This is a genomic window from Paenibacillus sp. A14 (genome assembly GCF_036864815.1).
GTDB classification, from domain to species: domain Bacteria; phylum Bacillota; class Bacilli; order Paenibacillales; family Paenibacillaceae; genus Fontibacillus; species Fontibacillus sanfengchensis.
Genome location: NZ_JBAGJD010000007.1, coordinates 12,417 through 26,826, shown reverse-complemented (window position 1 = coordinate 26,826; position 14,410 = coordinate 12,417). Strand labels below are relative to the sequence as shown.

The following is a 14,410-nucleotide window of genomic DNA, read 5'->3' as shown; positions in this document are numbered from 1 at the left end:
GTTTTGGCGGGAAGATGCCCCAATAGGCGCTACTGTTTCCGTTAGAATTCTGTAAGAGCTATTTTTCGCGAAATAGCAGCTATTACGTCCTTTAGAGTAACCGTCGAGAGCAACGTACCCAAGCCCGGGCGGGGCCCTAGCGGAACTTCTACCGTAAGTTCTACCGGACGCTATAGCGGCTATTTCGTCCTAATTGGAAATGGGGCGGCGCTCGAATACTCATGATAAGAAAAAAAGCCTGCAGGTTCGCAGGCATTCGCACTCCTTAAGATTACATCATCCGGTTTTCCGTATCTTTCATATGGTTCTGCTGATCGGGCTCATGATGGCTGTCCGCCGAAACTTGCCCTTGGTCGGCTGGAGTATCGCCGCTGACGTTGCGGGCGAAGTTGGTAAATTGTTGCTTCTGCTTGTCCGCCGTATGCTTAGCTTTGAGCAGTTCCTGCGGATCGTTGGTTAACCCGTTTTGCTTGTCGCTGGACTTGTCGGACATGAAGAATCCCTCCTGATCCTGATGGTTTCGCCAGTTCACCTACTAAATGCCAATCAACGAAAAAAAGGTGTTTTGGACGCTGTGTACGGATGGGTATCCCTAGGTATTATGGTGCCAATTGCGGGGAATATGCATCGCGAACAGCAAAGCGTCCTTTTTCCTTCCTTTTCTAACCACTTACCCTTTCCCGGTAAATACAAACGAATTGTAAAATTCAAAACAACATTTTCACATTTGGCATTCAATGTCATTGATAGTATTTTCATTTCCATTAATAGAAAAATATAATTAAAAAAATAATGTAAACGCTTAATATAAAGCGCTTTCAGAAGAAAAATGATGTATTTCGTAGATTTATATGGTTTAATGGACAAGGAAGCAGTATTTTCTCGTTTTTTGTCTTGTTTTAATTATTTGGTTGATGTAAAAATGCATCGCTCTTTTTTACATGAATCTATCATATGCAGAGAAAAGGGAGATCATTGCATGCGTATTCGTTCCTTCCAGTTGAGTGATGTTAATCAGGTGATGGAGCTTTTGCAGGTGGCTTTAATGGAAGACTGCTATGAGGACACGAAGCGGGCGTTTGCCAGACAATTGTCCTGGGATTCGGATTTGATCATGATCGCGGAAGTGGATGGGGAAATTGTAGGCACGCTGATTGGGACAATTGATCAAAATACGGGCTTCATTTACCGGACTGCCGTTCATCCGGATTATCGCCGTCAAGGCGTGGGCAAAAATCTAGTCACAGCGATGGAACAAAAGTTCCAACAACGCAACGTACGTCAAATCATGATCGCTGGAGATCCTCACAATAAAGCGATCGCACCTCTTTATGAGGCTATGGGTTATGGCGCAAGCAAATTCCTGGAAGCATTTCAAAAACTGGGTATTGCTGCGGTAAGCTCCCTGTCGGGAACCAGATAAAGAAGATCATTTATCGTTCTGTTATATTTTGCAGAAATTCAGCATATCTCCCACCCGTTGCAAAAGGGTGCGCGATATGCTTTTCTATTATGTAAGGGATAATACCCGCTATCATGAAACTCGAGGTGTACCCATGAAACCTAGCCATCAGGATACAAACCGTCCGAAAGCAGGCGCGGGACTGTTTTCCGGCAAAGAAAAACCCGCGCAGGGCTGGATTGCCGAGCTTTGGGATTGGACGAAAACCGTGCTGATTGCCTTTGTGGTCATGGTGATTTTGAATATATTCGTGTTTAATCTGTCTATGGTTCGGGGGCAGTCGATGGAACCTACGCTGGGGGAACGTGAACGGCTCTTCGTCGATAAAATCGTCTACCGCTTCACGGACCCGAGGCCCGGTGATGTGGTTGTGCTGAAAGATCCGAGTTCCGATCCGGACAAAAAACCATTTCTGGTCAAACGGGTCGTGGCCGGACCGGGGCAAACGGTGGAAATTCGCGAACGGCGTCTGTACGTTGACGGACAGGTGCAGGATGAGCCTTATACCGATACGGTGATCGAAGGCGAGGGGATGTCTCCGGTTAGCTTGGGAGAGGAAGAATATTTCGTGTTGGGTGATAACCGTCATGCCGGAGAGAGCAAGGATAGCCGGTATTTCGGGAGCGTGCGGAAAAGCTGGATCGTCGGCCGGGCGGAATTTGTGTTCTGGCCGATCACCAAAATACGCGGTTTATAGTCCGAAACGTTGGAGGTTGTGGGATTGAAGGAAATTATGATTTATACCGATGGGGCCTGTTCGGGCAACCCCGGTCCCGGCGGTTGGGGAGCGGTTCTCCTGTACAACGGGCATCGGAAGGAAATGTCGGGAGGAGAACCGATGACCACCAACAATCGGATGGAGATCCAGGCGGTCATTTCGGCGCTCAGCCAATTGAAGGAGCCTTGCCGGGTCAAGGTGTACAGCGATTCGGCCTATGTGGTCAATTGCTTTCAGCAGGGCTGGATTCGCGGCTGGCTGAAGAACGGCTGGAAGAACAGCAAGAACCAGCCGGTGGAGAATAAGGAGCTGTGGCAGGAACTGTGGCGCCTCATGGGAATTCATGAGGTGGAATATGTCAAAGTCAAGGGCCATAGCGACAACGAACTCAATAACCATTGCGATCTGTTGGCGAGAGAAGCGATCAAGCGACTAGCCTCGAAATGACAAGCAAAATGTGGAATTGCAAATACAGCATGATTTAAGCAGAAGGAGGCTGGAGATGGCGATGACCGAAAATAGGACAAGCGCCGGCGGTGCCGGAGCGGGCTATGCCCGCTGGGATGCGTTGAAGCGCGAGATTCAGGAGGCCGCGCCATCGCTGGGGATCGACACAATCGGGTTTGCGTCGGCAGACCCTTTTTTGTCGCTGAAATCGATCCTGCTGGACCGGCGCGAAAAAGGATATGAATCCGGCTTTGAGGAACCGGATATCGACAAGCGCATTTATCCGGAGCTCTCGCTGGAGCAGCCGGCTTCGCTGATTGCGATCGCGGTGGCTTATCCGTCCAAGATGGAAAACCCGCCGAAGTCGGAGCCGGGGCAACGCCGGGGGATCCTGGCCCGATCGGCCTGGGGACAGGATTATCACCAGGTTCTGAGACAGGCGATGGCCAAATTGCAGACGTTCATCACCGAGCGGGTTCCGGACGCGCGGATCGAAAGCATGGTCGATACCGGGGCGCTCTCGGACCGGGCTGTGGCCCAGCGGGCAGGGATCGGATTTCATGGTAAAAACTGCGCGATTATTTCGCCGAAATACGGCTCCTGGATTTACTTGGGGGAGCTGATCACTAATATCCCGTTCCGCCCGGATACCCCGGTTACGGAGGACTGCGGCGAATGCACCAAATGTCTGGATGCGTGCCCGACAGGCGCGCTGGTGGGGCCTGGTGAGCTTAATGCGCAGCGGTGTATTTCATTTTTGACGCAGACCAAAGGGTTTTTGGAAGAGGAATTTATGGTCAAGATCGGGAACCGCCTGTATGGCTGCGATACTTGTCAGGTGGTCTGCCCAAAAAATAAAGGGAAGTCTTGGAACCACCGCCCCGAGCTGCAGCCCGATCCGGAAACGGTAAAACCGCTGCTGCTGCCCCTGCTCGATATAAGCAACCGGGAATTCAAGGAGCGGTTCGGCAATAGCGCCGCCGCCTGGCGCGGCAAGAAGCCGATTCAGCGGAACGCGGTGATTGCGCTCGGGAACTTCAAAGATAGCACCTCCGTGCCGAAATTAATAGATATCATGATGCACGATCCGAGACCGGTTCTGCGCGGAACCGCCGCCTGGGCGTTAAGCCGGATTGGCGGGGATGAGGCGCTGACGGGGATCAAACGCGCGGCCGAAAAGGAAACCGACCCTGATGTGCTGGAGCGGTTGGAGTCCGCTCGCGCCAAACTCGAGGAGTCGTGATCTAGGCCTGGGAGGACAAGACATGAGGTTTATCAGCGTAGAGGATATCGAACCGGGTCAACTGTTGGGGAAAACCGTATATTCGGCCAACGGGACCGTACTTTTATCCGCGGGAATTCAATTGACGGTTTATATGATTAACACGCTGAAAAGAATCGGCGTTACGATGCTGTACATTAAGGATTCCGCCTTTGAGGATATCGAGATCGAGGATGTGCTCAGCGAAGCGACGAAGCAGGCGGTGTTCAAGGATATGAGCGAGACGCTGCAGGCGGTTCGGTCAGGCAAGGAATGGAACCCGCGGAAGATCAGCGTTTCCGTGGAGCAGCTTCTCCGGGATATTTTGAATCATAAGGATGTGCTGCTTCAGTTAACGGAAATTCGCACGGCGGACAATGCGGCATATCTGCATGCGGTGAACGTATGTCTGGTTTCGGCGATGATCGGGCTTAACCTCGGTCTGAATCAAGGGCAGCTAAAAGATCTGGCGATCGGTGCGCTTCTGCATGATATCGGCAAAGGAACACCGCTTCCGGACAACGCCGATCCCCGGGATCCCAAGAATCATCACACCTGGCTGGGCTATGAAATTTTGAAGCAAAAACGCGAGTTCAATCTGCTCATCGCCCATACGGCGCTTCAGCACCATGAACGCCTGAACGGGACGGGGACCCCGAGAGGCCTGGAGCGGGATGAGATTCATCTGTTCGCCAAAATCGTCGCCGCTGCCAATATGTACGACAACCTGATCGGCGGCGGGGGCGCGAAAGGGCGGGTCATGCTGCCCCACGAGGCCTGCGAGGAGTTAATGGCCTGTTCCGAGCAGGTGTTGGATCGAGATGTGCTTGTGGAGTTTACTCGCATCGTATCGGTCTATCCGACCGGTACTTCGGTTCGTCTATCCACGAAGGAAACCGGCGTCGTGGTGCGTCAGCACCGTGGTCTTCCCGGGCGGCCGGCCGTCCGGATCGTCAGGGGAACCGGAGACGAGATGGAGGTCAAGGAAGTGGATCTGGCCACGGAAACGACCGTGTTTATCGAGGCGGTTCTTGCTTGAATAGCCTGGCCTTGAATGCTATGATATGTTGAGTGTGCTAGCCGAATGGCTTGGCGCATGATTTTTTGATACAGGGGTGGCTAACAATATGGATATCGTAATTCCTATTATTACGCTTATCGTCGGTTTGGTCGGCGGTTTTCTCATCGGAGTCTTTTATTTGCGGAGACAGCTGACGAAGATGCAGAGCGATCCGGAGATGCTGCAGAAAATGGCGAAGCAGATGGGATATAATTTGAACAGCAAGCAGATGCAGCGTGCCCAGCAAATGATGAAGAATCAAGGCCAAATGCCGCCTGCTGGCGGGAAACGCAGAAAGAAGTAAGCGGGCCATTATGGAAATCAGCTGGACGGAAAGGAGGAGGCGCTAAATGTCAGGAATTAAAGATTACGTCAATACCCGGGTGGACAGCAACCGGGAGCAGATTGAACATCATGTTCGCGAAATTCTCAAGCTCATCGGAGAGGACGTCGAACGGGAGGGGCTGCAGGAAACACCGGCCCGGGTGACCCGGATGTACGAGGAGATTTTTGGCGGTTATGAGGTGGATCCCCGCGATGTGCTGGGAGTGACGTTCGATGAGAATCATGAAGAGCTCGTGATTGTCAAAGATATCGTCTATTACAGCCAATGCGAGCACCATATGGCGCCTTTCTTCGGCAAAGTGCATATTGGATACATTCCGAGCGGCAAAATCGCCGGGCTCAGCAAGCTGGCCCGTTTGGTGGAGGCGGTTACCCGCCGTTTGCAGGTACAGGAGCGGATCACTTCGCAGATCGCCGACATTATGGACGAGGTGCTGAAGCCGCAGGGGGTCATGGTCGTCGTGGAAGGCGAGCATCTTTGCATGTGCGCCCGGGGCGTGAAGAAGCCGGGAAGCAAAACGGTATCTTCGGCCGTGCGCGGTACATTTCGGAGTGATGCCGCTTCAAGAGCGGAGTTTCTGTCCTTAATCAAAGAGTAGTTCCATTCGTTTATAAAAAGGGTTGTTCCCAGATGGCATGCGCCGTGGGGGACAACCCTTTTTTGCCAGAATTCGGAGGATAAACGACACGGGATCAGTAAGGCGGCCACATCAAGGTTTTGGCCTGTTCGTAGCGGTCCGCCACAGCGGGCCAGTAGACGACGTTCCACCAATCGGTAATGTAGTCTTTGCGCCGGTTTTGATGTTTCAGATAATAGGCGTGTTCCCAGACATCCAGCGGGAGGAGCGGGACGATATCCCACTGCGACAGGTTCTGGTGCTTCTCCGCGGTCAGAATCTCCAGGCGGTGACTGCGCGGGCTCCAAACTAAGATGGCCCAACCTCCGCCTTCGACCTTTTCGGCCGCGTTGGAGAATTGCTTGTGGAAGGCGTCATAGCTGCCGAAGTCGCGCTTGATCTGTTCCAGCAGCGGGCCTTCCGGCCGACCGCCGCCCTGCGGATTCATCGTATCCCAAAAAATCGTGTGGAGATAGTGTCCGGCTCCGTTAAACGCCAGCTCGCGTTCCCAATGTTTAACCAGATCAAAATTGCCGGTTTTACGGGCTTCCTGGAGCTTCAGCTCCGCCTTGTTCAGATCGTCGACATAGGTTTTGTGGTGTTTGTCATGATGGATTCGCATCGTGGCTTCATCGATATAAGGCTCGAGCGCATTGTACGGGTACGGGAGCGGGGGGAGGGTGTGTTTGCCGATCGGGACGGGATTGGCCGTCGGGCGCAGCGTCCCTTCAACGTCACCCGCGTCTCCCGCCGGCTCGCTGCGGTCGGCCGGTTCGTCCGGAGCCACCGGGGACAGGGAAGAAAGGCCGGCTCCGGACGATAGGGAAGCACTGGCTGCCGAAAGGGCCCCAGTAGAAGTCTGTGCGGATTCTTCCTGGCGATAAGGGTCGAGAAACGGCGGAGCGCCGGCCATGCTGCTGGCGATTTGTCCCGGGCGGTTGAGCGTCTCCAATACGCCGAGGAAATACTCCGATTCGCGGATAATGTGCAGCAGTACCGTTTTGGCCAGAGGGACGACTTTGGCGGCTGCGCTTTGATCGAGAAGATAGTACAGTTGCCGGATAAATTCCCGGGACTGGCGGAAGGACACCTCCAGAATCCGCTCCGTTTCCCGGATCAACCGGGGATCGCATGCCGCCTCCTTGGAGGAGAGCGCATATTGCAGCAGGCGGTCCGCCCCTTCCTGGGTAGCCGCGAAAACCTGTTTCCACTCGTCCAGCAGCTTGACGAAAATGGGCTCCAGACCGGGAATGATGGCTTTGATGACATCGGTATGCTCGTTTTCCTGCTCCTTCCAAAACCGGATCTCTTCGAGAATCCGGACAGGCAAATAAGGCCCGTATACGAACAGCATCAGGGTAAACCTCCTCGGAAAATATCATGGTAACAGTCTATTCCGCAGGAGGTTTGGCCTATGCTAATTCGTAACGGGCCCGGTTTTGGCCGGGCTTTGCTCCTTGCCTACCCGGCTAAGGAAGGTGGATACAAGGCGCAAGTATTCTTTGGGATGCTCACGGAAAATCAGCTCATGATGTGAGCCTTTTACGATCCATACGCCGGACGCGGGGTTGGACTGGTTTTCCGCCAGTTTTTCCGCAATCGGATAAGGGGCCTTCTCATCCTCGGTTCCGTGTATAAACAGCGTAGGGAACGGGTAATCCGCCGACTTGACGTCCGTATACGGAATTTGATGCAAGCTCGTGCCGTTCAGCACGGGCAACAGCAGCCCGATGATCTCCAGCGAAGGATGGCGGGGCAGGTCGATATGCTGACGGATATTGTGATACATGGTGTCCGGTTCCAGAAGGAAGGTGCTGTCCAGGATCATGCCGTCGATGTCCTTGCTGGTCAAGGCCGCCTGCAGGGCGGTCCCGGCCCCCATCGAGAAGCCCCAGACGATAATCTCCTGATTGCCGCGCTGCTTCACGAACTGAACGGCCCCAAGCAGCTGCTGGGCTTCCTTTTTGCCTCCCGTGGCGACTTCCCGGTTGCTCTGGGCGGCAAAGCCGTAGTCGAACATCAGCACATTGAAGTTCAGACTATGGGCGTAATGGGCCAGATCATACATTGGAATCCACGCTTCCTCCCGGTTCGCGCCATAGCCGTGGCTGAACACGATCGTTTTGGCGGAGTCCCCGGCGGGAATGTACCAGCCCTGCACTATTCGGCTGCCATCGGCGGCGGGGAAGGCCACGTCCACATACTCCAGATTTTTGGAGAGCTTCGGGTTGGAATATAAAGGGGCCACGGTCGGATTCGACAGCACCCAGGCGATATAGCCGTGCAGGGAAACGAAGCAGAATATCAGGAAAAATAAAACCGATAGGAGCAGGGCGACGATCACATGCTTTAATCGAATATGTTTGATTTCGAGCGCAGGGGCCGCTTTTTTCTTGTTTTCTTTAAAGCCTGCACGCACGGGAAGGTCGCTGCGGCTGCTTGGGCTCATGGTCTCCCCTCCTCGTCGAATCGCATTTTTTTATTCTATGCAGCGGAAACCTCAATAAAATACATAACCCTATGTCTGCTCGGACAATCGGAAAATGTCGAATACGAACGAATTACATAAAAATATCGTAAGTCGTGTTGTTCTTTGTGTCAATGAGACGGGGATATTTGGCTGCGGACGCGTTGACGGATTCCCGTGCCCTTCATTATAATTTATGTAACCGTGTTTCACGGAGTGAAACGTAAGGAGGGGGTCCTGATGGAGGACCGTAAATTGACGGTTCGCGCCGTGGAGAGGGCGCTTGATATATTAATGTGCTTTACGAAGGACAGCGATCTGGGCTTAAGCGAAATTGCCGGAGCGATCGGGCTGCATAAAAGCACGGTGCACCGGCTGCTCACGACTTTGGAGGAGAGAGGCTTCGTAATCCGCAACCCGGCGACGGACAAATACCGGCTCGGCCTGAAAATCTGGGAGCTGTCCGCGCATTTGTCCCACAATGACGATCCCGCGATCCTGCTGCTGCCGCAAATGGAACGGCTGCGCGACCGGCTCGGGGAGACGGTCAGCCTGTATTTGCGGGACGGCACCGACCGACTGCGGATCCAGGCGGTGCAGAGCAATCAGGCCATCCGCAGGGTCGCCCAGGTCGGCGCCCGGCTGCCGCTCTTCGTCGGCGCCTCCAGCAAGGTGCTGGTCGCCTACGCTGAGGACGCAGTTGTGCGCGCCGTGCTGGACAGCCCGGACTGGCCGGCCGCGGTCGACCGCGAGGCGTATATGTCCCAGCTGGAGGAGATTCGACGCGCCGGGTATGCGACCAGCTACGAGGAGCGCGAACCTGGGGCTGCCGCGGTCGCTGCGCCGATTTTTGACCGAAACGGCCGGGTAGCGGCCGCTTTATCGGTTTCGGGACCGGTCAGCCGCCTTTCCCCCCAAACCCTGGAGGAGATGGCTCCGGTTCTGATTGAAGCGGCCCGGGAGATGGGCATGATGATTCATACTTAAATTTCATAGAAGATTTAATTGCGGTATTCCGCTTCGATAGCATGGTTAGCACTGTCGAAGGGGGATATTTTTTAGAAAATATATATATTTACATGTATATATTTTCTGGTGTATATTCGTGTTATGAATACTTCTACAATGCAACTTACTTTGATGACTCTTGCCGAGCCTAACCGTTTTAACATCATAGAGCTGCTGAAGAACGGCCCGTGTTCGGTTACCGACATCGTAGAGGAGCTAAAGATGGGCCAGCCTCAGGTATCCCGCCATTTGCGGATTTTAAGCGAAGCGGGCCTCGTAAGTGTCCGTCGGCAGGCGCAGCAGCGGATTTATAGTCTGGAAGCGCAGCCGTTTAAGGAGCTGGACACTTGGCTCGATTCGTATCGCAGCTTGTGGGAAGAACGTCTCGACCATCTAGAGGATTACTTAACCCGAATTCAAGGAAAGGAGTAGCGTGATTTTTGCTCAACAACCTTTAAGGAGGAAGTGTACTTGAGAAGTAGAAAGACCGTGGTCATTAAAGACAAGAAGCGAAGGAGGCTGATTATCGAACGTTTTTTGCCCGTGAAGCGGGAGTTGGTTTGGCTGGGCTGGACTAGGCCCGAGCATATCGTCCATTGGTGGGGCCCCGGCAACTTCGCTGCCCGGGTTTATGAAATGGATGTAAGGCCGGGAGGGGTATGGCGTTATAGTCTTTCTCCCGTAGACGGAAACGGGGATACGGCTTATTGTCTGGCTACATATAGCGAAATAAGCGAACCGATCCGGCTTGCCTATATCGATTCCTTCACCGACCGGGAATGGAATGTCGTGAAGGGGAGCGAAATGCCTACCCTCGTTACGTTTGAAGAAGAGACCGGGGGAACGCGGCTTACGATAACTACGCAATTTTCAAAAGCCGAGGAACTGGAGAAGGCGGAAGCCATGGGCATGATCGAAGGTTACCAAGAGACGATAAACCGTCTCGAGGATCATTTTAGCGAAAAGTAAATAAGGAGGAATTTATATATGAACCATGTTATTTCCAAAGACGGCATCCAAATCGCCTATGACAAGCAAGGGAAAGGACCGGCTCTGATCCTGGTGGCCGCCGCAGCCGCGGATCACCGGGATGCGGGACAGCTGGCGGAACGGCTGGGAGAACACTTTACGGTTTACAACTATGATCGGAGGGGAAGAGGCGGCAGTACGGATGCGGCTTCCTATGCGGTCGAACGTGAAGTGGAGGACATTCAGGCATTAATTGCGGAGTCGGGCGGATCGGCCCTGCTTTTCGGCAGCTCGTCAGGCGCCGTATTGGCCCTTGAGGCGGCAAGCCGATTGAAGGAGGGGATCGACGGAGTCTGTTTATACGAACCGCCGTTTATTGTCGATGACGGCCGAACTCCGGTGCCTAGTGACTATGTGCAGCACCTGAACCGATTGGCGGATGCCGGTGATCGGAGCGAGGCGGTGGAGTATTTTTTAACACAGGCGGTAGGCGTGCCGGGCGAATTTGTGGAGTATATGAAAGCCGACCCTTCCTGGAAGGGCATGGAACAACTTGCCCATACGCTGGCTTATGATGGAATGGTCATGGGCAATACTCAATCGGGGCAGCCTTTGCCTAAGGGACGCTGGAACGTGGATGTTCCTGTTCATGTGCTTTGCGGTGAAAATTCCCCTTCGTTTTTGCACAGTTCTGCCAAAGCGCTCGTCGAACTGCTGGCGAACGCGCAGTATCGCGTATTGGCCGGTCAGGACCACTCGGCCGTCGTGATGGCCCCGGCGGTTCTGGCTGAGGAGATTGCGGTTTGCTTCAAGGCTTAACTGCCATAAAAACCTTCTATATAGGTTGAACTAAAGAATTGGCGTTGGCAAGGAGGTAATAGGGTTTCGGATATACGTTGCCAACATCCACAACTGTAGATATAAAGTCCCGCCGTCGGAGTTTGCATCATTAACGGGAAAATTTCCCGTTAATGTACCGCTCTTGGCCCCTCGATCGGATTTAGCTGGAAAAGCTCCATCTATTTCGCGGCCCTATTGCCGATATATACAATTTCAGGCGAATTAACGGGAGGTTTTCCAGCTAATTCGCCTCTGCAGCCGCATATGTACCAAATTAACGGGAAGAATTCCCTTTAATTCGAACCAAAACATTAGTTACAGGTCAAGAGTGTGAAAAGAACTCTTTACACCGCTGGCCAATATGCAAATCAATAGTTCAACCTATATAACAAGGCTGCCGTACGGCAGCCTTGTTATATTTTACGCCATCTATTTGGTTTTCTTGATCCAACCCGCCATATCGTCGATGATAACTTTCGCTACATTGTTAGGTTGAACATATTCCGCTCCCGTGGAAATCCCGTCAAACTCGGCCAACAGGTGATTGACCTTCGGGTAGGATTTGTACTCGACACCGCTGCGGTTTTTGAGCGCTTGTTTCCAGCCTTCCAGCTGGCTGACCGGAACTTGCCAGTCGTTCTCCCCTTGAAGAATCAGCAAAGGTCCGGTCTGTTTTTTCGCCAGTTCGGCCGGAACGTAGTTCTTCTGCTCGAACCACCAGTAAGCCGGCTGCAGCGGGAATTGGCTGGGCAGGTTGTCGACCGTATATTTCGGGTCGTTCACCATGTCGGCAATCGCGGTGTATTGGGCCGCTTGCTGTTCGTAAGGTGCGGCGTCCATGCCGGATTGCTTCACGCGGGAGACCAACTCCTTTTGCTGCAGCGCAAGCAGATCGGCGAACTTGCCGCTTGGCCCGGACAAAAGGATCGCGCCGGCGATGCTGCCGTCCTTGTCCGCGTCTACGATCATCGGCATCGCGAACGCCCCTTGGCTATGTCCGGCCACATAGATGCGCGAGGCATCGACGCCGGCGGTGTTCTTCAGCAGCTTAACCGCGGAAATGGCGTCATCCACGGTCTCCCGCTTCAGAGTGAATTTCGCATCCGTCGACACTTTGGCGGTATGCTCATAGGTCACTTTGTCGTACCGCAGGACGGCGATGCCCTGTGCAGCCAGCCCTACGGCCAGGTCGCGGAAAGGCTTGGCTCCGCCCATCGTGGAGTCGCGGTCGTGGGGACCGGAGCCGTGCACCAGCACCACGGCCGGGAACGGGCCTTCGCCGCCGGCCGGAAGCGTCAGCGTGCCGGGAAGGGCCATGGCGCCTTCGCCGATTTTGACTTCCCGCTCGGTATATAGCGCGGCGTTGTCATAGGCCGGCTTCCGGTAGGTGGAAGGCGTCACGCCCGCTACATAGAAGTCGTCGACCTGCCCCGCCTCGTTCAAACGGACCGTGAAACTGAACGGAACGGTCGCCTGGAAGGTATAGGCGACATTGCGATGCACCGCGTTGGAGCTTGCGGAGCGGGAGGGGTTCGGCTTCACCGCTCCGAACAATTTTTCATAGCTGCCCCACACCTGGCCCAGCAGCTCGGCCGGAAGAGCCGGAGCCAGGGTGGGACTGAGCAGCTTGGCGGCTTCGGCGCCTTGGCCGGCTTGGAGCTTCGCGATGAAAGCGTCGGCCGGATCCTCGCTCGTTGCTTTCGCGTCCTGGAACGCCTCGGCAAGGGCGGCGGCGTCGACCAGTGTGTGCCCGGAGACTACACGGACGGATTCACGCAACGCGATCGGCTTACCGTCAAGCAAGGCCTCTTTCTGGCCGATCCGGAAAGTCAAAGTATGGCCTCCCTTGGTGACCGTTACGGTTTGCTCGGCCTGGTTCCAATCGACTGCCGCACCGAGGCGGACCGCCGTCTCTCTCACGGGAACCAGAGCGGTCCCGCTCCGGGAAGCGCTTGCCGGGGCGTCGGCTAAGGCCGAAGCCGCAGGCAGGGACAAACTAAGCGCCAAAGTGATGGTAGTCGCCGTTTTTAGTGAGTTGTTTTTTTTCGACATGGATCGTTTCTCCTCCTTATGACTGTACATAGTGAAACTCTATAAAAGTGAATCCGTAAAGGATTAACCCGAAATTATGGCGGCCACGGCTATGACGATGAGCACGCCTCCGAGAATAATCCACCCTACCGGGTGGGCGAAATTGAGCGTCCAGCCGATGCCCATTCTTTTTTCCACAAAGATGGAAGGGTCCTGCGGGTTGTAATATAAACCGCCCAGCTTCCAGTAGCGGTCGTCATTGGCCGGCTGCACCGCGGAAGGCCCCTGTTTTCGTCCGAGGCGGCTGCCGCCTTGCCCCGTGATAAAGGAGAGGATGGCTGCAAACAGAACGATAAAGACAGGAACCGCCAAACTGACCAGCATGATGAGATCCGTGTCCATCGGATACAGCATATTAAGCTGGATGAACGAGAACAACAGGACCATAGCCAGCCCGGAAATCAGGGTGTACAACGACCAGTTGCGGCGAAACAACGTGCTTTGGCGTACGGATCGCTCCGGATCCCCGGCATAGGTTTGCTGCTTGCTATGGTTAATGCTCCAATTGATGAACAGGAACAGAAGCGTCATAACCACTTGCATGAAATTCGGAAAAAGGGCGGTCAGCATCGTTTTGTCGGCAAACCGGGTCACATTCCCCGCAAAATCGAATTTCATGGCGATTTGGTCGGGAATGGCATCGTAATTGGCCAATGTGAGCAGGACGCATCCCGCAATGATCGCGGCGTGGACGAGAAACCAGGCGTTGGACCAGGTCAATTTGTTCCGGCGGAACCCCGTGTCGATCACGACTTTGCTTTTTTCAGCCGGCGTGGAAGGCAGGGACGGAAGCCGCTTTTTCATATTTAAGTGAAAAACGATGTTGAGCACGATCGAAATCACGACCATAATGCCTATGCCGATCGCGAAGATCGTGAATTGGGCCTCGGCTCCGCCGAATCGGAGCACGCCCAGGAGACAGGCGAGGAACAGGACGGCGTACAGGCTTAGACTAAGCGTAGCGTAAGCCCGGCGCATCCGGCGCAGCGGTTCGCTGCGATAGGTTTCTTCATTGACAGTAACGCCGAAGCTGATCGTCTCTCGGGTTAAATAAGGCATAAAGGAGAGAGAAAATACAACCGGCAGCAACATGAGTACGAGCAGCATGACGGACAGAGTTTGCAT

15 protein-coding genes and 1 pseudogene are annotated in these 14,410 nt (G+C 54.1%); 11 read left to right on the top strand and 5 right to left on the bottom strand.

Annotated elements, in window-relative coordinates:
- Positions 1-271: 271 nt before the first annotated feature.
- Positions 272-493 (bottom strand): hypothetical protein, encoded by a 222-nt coding sequence (locus V4U88_RS18315; protein ID WP_334074696.1) that lies wholly within the window; start codon positions 491-493, stop codon positions 272-274.
- A gap of 486 nt (positions 494-979) precedes the next feature.
- On the opposite strand from V4U88_RS18315, the gene V4U88_RS18310 reads away from it, so the two are divergent.
- From V4U88_RS18310 to folE, 7 genes and pseudogenes are all read left to right on the top strand, one after another.
- Positions 980-1,423 (top strand): GNAT family N-acetyltransferase, encoded by a 444-nt coding sequence (locus V4U88_RS18310; protein ID WP_334074920.1) that lies wholly within the window; start codon positions 980-982, stop codon positions 1,421-1,423.
- A gap of 133 nt (positions 1,424-1,556) precedes the next feature.
- The gene (gene lepB / locus V4U88_RS18305; protein ID WP_334074695.1) at positions 1,557-2,159 is read left to right on the top strand and encodes a signal peptidase I; all 603 of its coding nucleotides are present in this window, start codon (positions 1,557-1,559) and stop codon (positions 2,157-2,159) included.
- Between the two features lie 24 nt (positions 2,160-2,183).
- The gene (gene rnhA, locus V4U88_RS18300) at positions 2,184-2,627 is read left to right on the top strand and encodes a ribonuclease HI (protein ID WP_213508480.1); all 444 of its coding nucleotides are present in this window, start codon (positions 2,184-2,186) and stop codon (positions 2,625-2,627) included.
- Positions 2,628-2,682: 55 nt separating this feature from the next.
- Positions 2,683-3,864 (top strand): annotated as a pseudogene (gene queG / locus V4U88_RS18295) (tRNA epoxyqueuosine(34) reductase QueG); the annotation flags it as partial.
- A 28-nt stretch (positions 3,865-3,892) separates the two neighbouring features.
- Positions 3,893-4,927, top strand: a complete 1,035-nt coding sequence (locus V4U88_RS18290; protein ID WP_334074694.1) for an HD-GYP domain-containing protein — start codon at positions 3,893-3,895, stop codon at positions 4,925-4,927.
- Between the two features lie 88 nt (positions 4,928-5,015).
- Entirely contained in the window at positions 5,016-5,252 is a 237-nt protein-coding gene (locus tag V4U88_RS18285; protein ID WP_148455762.1) for a YneF family protein, read from the top strand.
- Positions 5,253-5,298: 46 nt separating this feature from the next.
- Entirely contained in the window at positions 5,299-5,892 is a 594-nt protein-coding gene (gene folE / locus V4U88_RS18280; RefSeq protein WP_334074693.1) for a GTP cyclohydrolase I FolE, read from the top strand.
- 94 nt (positions 5,893-5,986) lie between these two features.
- Here the strand turns inward: folE and V4U88_RS18275 are convergent, their stop codons facing one another.
- A complete protein-coding gene (locus V4U88_RS18275) occupies positions 5,987-7,264 on the bottom strand; it encodes a Fe-Mn family superoxide dismutase (protein ID WP_334074692.1) in 1,278 nt (425 codons plus the stop codon).
- A gap of 63 nt (positions 7,265-7,327) precedes the next feature.
- Positions 7,328-8,359, bottom strand: a complete 1,032-nt coding sequence (locus V4U88_RS18270; protein WP_334074691.1) for an alpha/beta hydrolase — start codon at positions 8,357-8,359, stop codon at positions 7,328-7,330.
- Between the two features lie 258 nt (positions 8,360-8,617).
- Here V4U88_RS18270 and V4U88_RS18265 point away from each other — a divergent pair, with 258 nt between their 5' ends.
- The 4 genes from V4U88_RS18265 to V4U88_RS18250 all read left to right on the top strand — a co-directional run bounded on the left by V4U88_RS18265 (position 8,618) and on the right by V4U88_RS18250 (position 11,173).
- Positions 8,618-9,364, top strand: coding sequence for an IclR family transcriptional regulator (locus V4U88_RS18265; RefSeq protein WP_334074690.1), 747 nt, complete (start codon positions 8,618-8,620; stop codon positions 9,362-9,364).
- A gap of 123 nt (positions 9,365-9,487) precedes the next feature.
- Positions 9,488-9,817, top strand: coding sequence for an ArsR/SmtB family transcription factor (locus V4U88_RS18260; RefSeq protein ID WP_334074689.1), 330 nt, complete (start codon positions 9,488-9,490; stop codon positions 9,815-9,817).
- Positions 9,818-9,856: 39 nt separating this feature from the next.
- Positions 9,857-10,354, top strand: coding sequence for an SRPBCC family protein (locus V4U88_RS18255; protein WP_334074688.1), 498 nt, complete (start codon positions 9,857-9,859; stop codon positions 10,352-10,354).
- A gap of 18 nt (positions 10,355-10,372) precedes the next feature.
- On the top strand, positions 10,373-11,173 hold the full coding sequence (locus V4U88_RS18250; protein WP_334074687.1) for an alpha/beta fold hydrolase: 801 nt from the start codon (positions 10,373-10,375) through the stop codon (positions 11,171-11,173).
- A 450-nt stretch (positions 11,174-11,623) separates the two neighbouring features.
- Here the strand turns inward: V4U88_RS18250 and V4U88_RS18245 are convergent, their stop codons facing one another.
- Both V4U88_RS18245 and V4U88_RS18240 read right to left on the bottom strand, forming a co-directional pair.
- On the bottom strand, positions 11,624-13,246 hold the full coding sequence (locus V4U88_RS18245; RefSeq protein ID WP_334074686.1) for an alpha/beta hydrolase family protein: 1,623 nt from the start codon (positions 13,244-13,246) through the stop codon (positions 11,624-11,626).
- 63 nt (positions 13,247-13,309) lie between these two features.
- Positions 13,310-14,410, bottom strand: coding sequence for a DUF1648 domain-containing protein (locus tag V4U88_RS18240; RefSeq protein WP_334074685.1), 1,101 nt, complete (start codon positions 14,408-14,410; stop codon positions 13,310-13,312).

Coding starts and splice junctions, on each gene's coding strand:
- V4U88_RS18315 (WP_334074696.1), bottom strand. CDS start 493: ATGTCCGACAAGTCCAGCGACAAGCAAAACGGGTTAACCAACGATCCG.
- V4U88_RS18310 (WP_334074920.1), top strand. CDS start 980: ATGCGTATTCGTTCCTTCCAGTTGAGTGATGTTAATCAGGTGATGGAG.
- lepB (WP_334074695.1), top strand. CDS start 1,557: ATGAAACCTAGCCATCAGGATACAAACCGTCCGAAAGCAGGCGCGGGA.
- V4U88_RS18290 (WP_334074694.1), top strand. CDS start 3,893: ATGAGGTTTATCAGCGTAGAGGATATCGAACCGGGTCAACTGTTGGGG.
- V4U88_RS18285 (WP_148455762.1), top strand. CDS start 5,016: ATGGATATCGTAATTCCTATTATTACGCTTATCGTCGGTTTGGTCGGC.
- folE (WP_334074693.1), top strand. CDS start 5,299: ATGTCAGGAATTAAAGATTACGTCAATACCCGGGTGGACAGCAACCGG.
- V4U88_RS18275 (WP_334074692.1), bottom strand. CDS start 7,264: ATGCTGTTCGTATACGGGCCTTATTTGCCTGTCCGGATTCTCGAAGAG.
- V4U88_RS18270 (WP_334074691.1), bottom strand. CDS start 8,359: ATGAGCCCAAGCAGCCGCAGCGACCTTCCCGTGCGTGCAGGCTTTAAA.
- V4U88_RS18265 (WP_334074690.1), top strand. CDS start 8,618: ATGGAGGACCGTAAATTGACGGTTCGCGCCGTGGAGAGGGCGCTTGAT.
- V4U88_RS18260 (WP_334074689.1), top strand. CDS start 9,488: ATGAATACTTCTACAATGCAACTTACTTTGATGACTCTTGCCGAGCCT.
- V4U88_RS18250 (WP_334074687.1), top strand. CDS start 10,373: ATGAACCATGTTATTTCCAAAGACGGCATCCAAATCGCCTATGACAAG.
- V4U88_RS18245 (WP_334074686.1), bottom strand. CDS start 13,246: ATGTCGAAAAAAAACAACTCACTAAAAACGGCGACTACCATCACTTTG.
- V4U88_RS18240 (WP_334074685.1), bottom strand. CDS start 14,410: ATGCAAACTCTGTCCGTCATGCTGCTCGTACTCATGTTGCTGCCGGTT.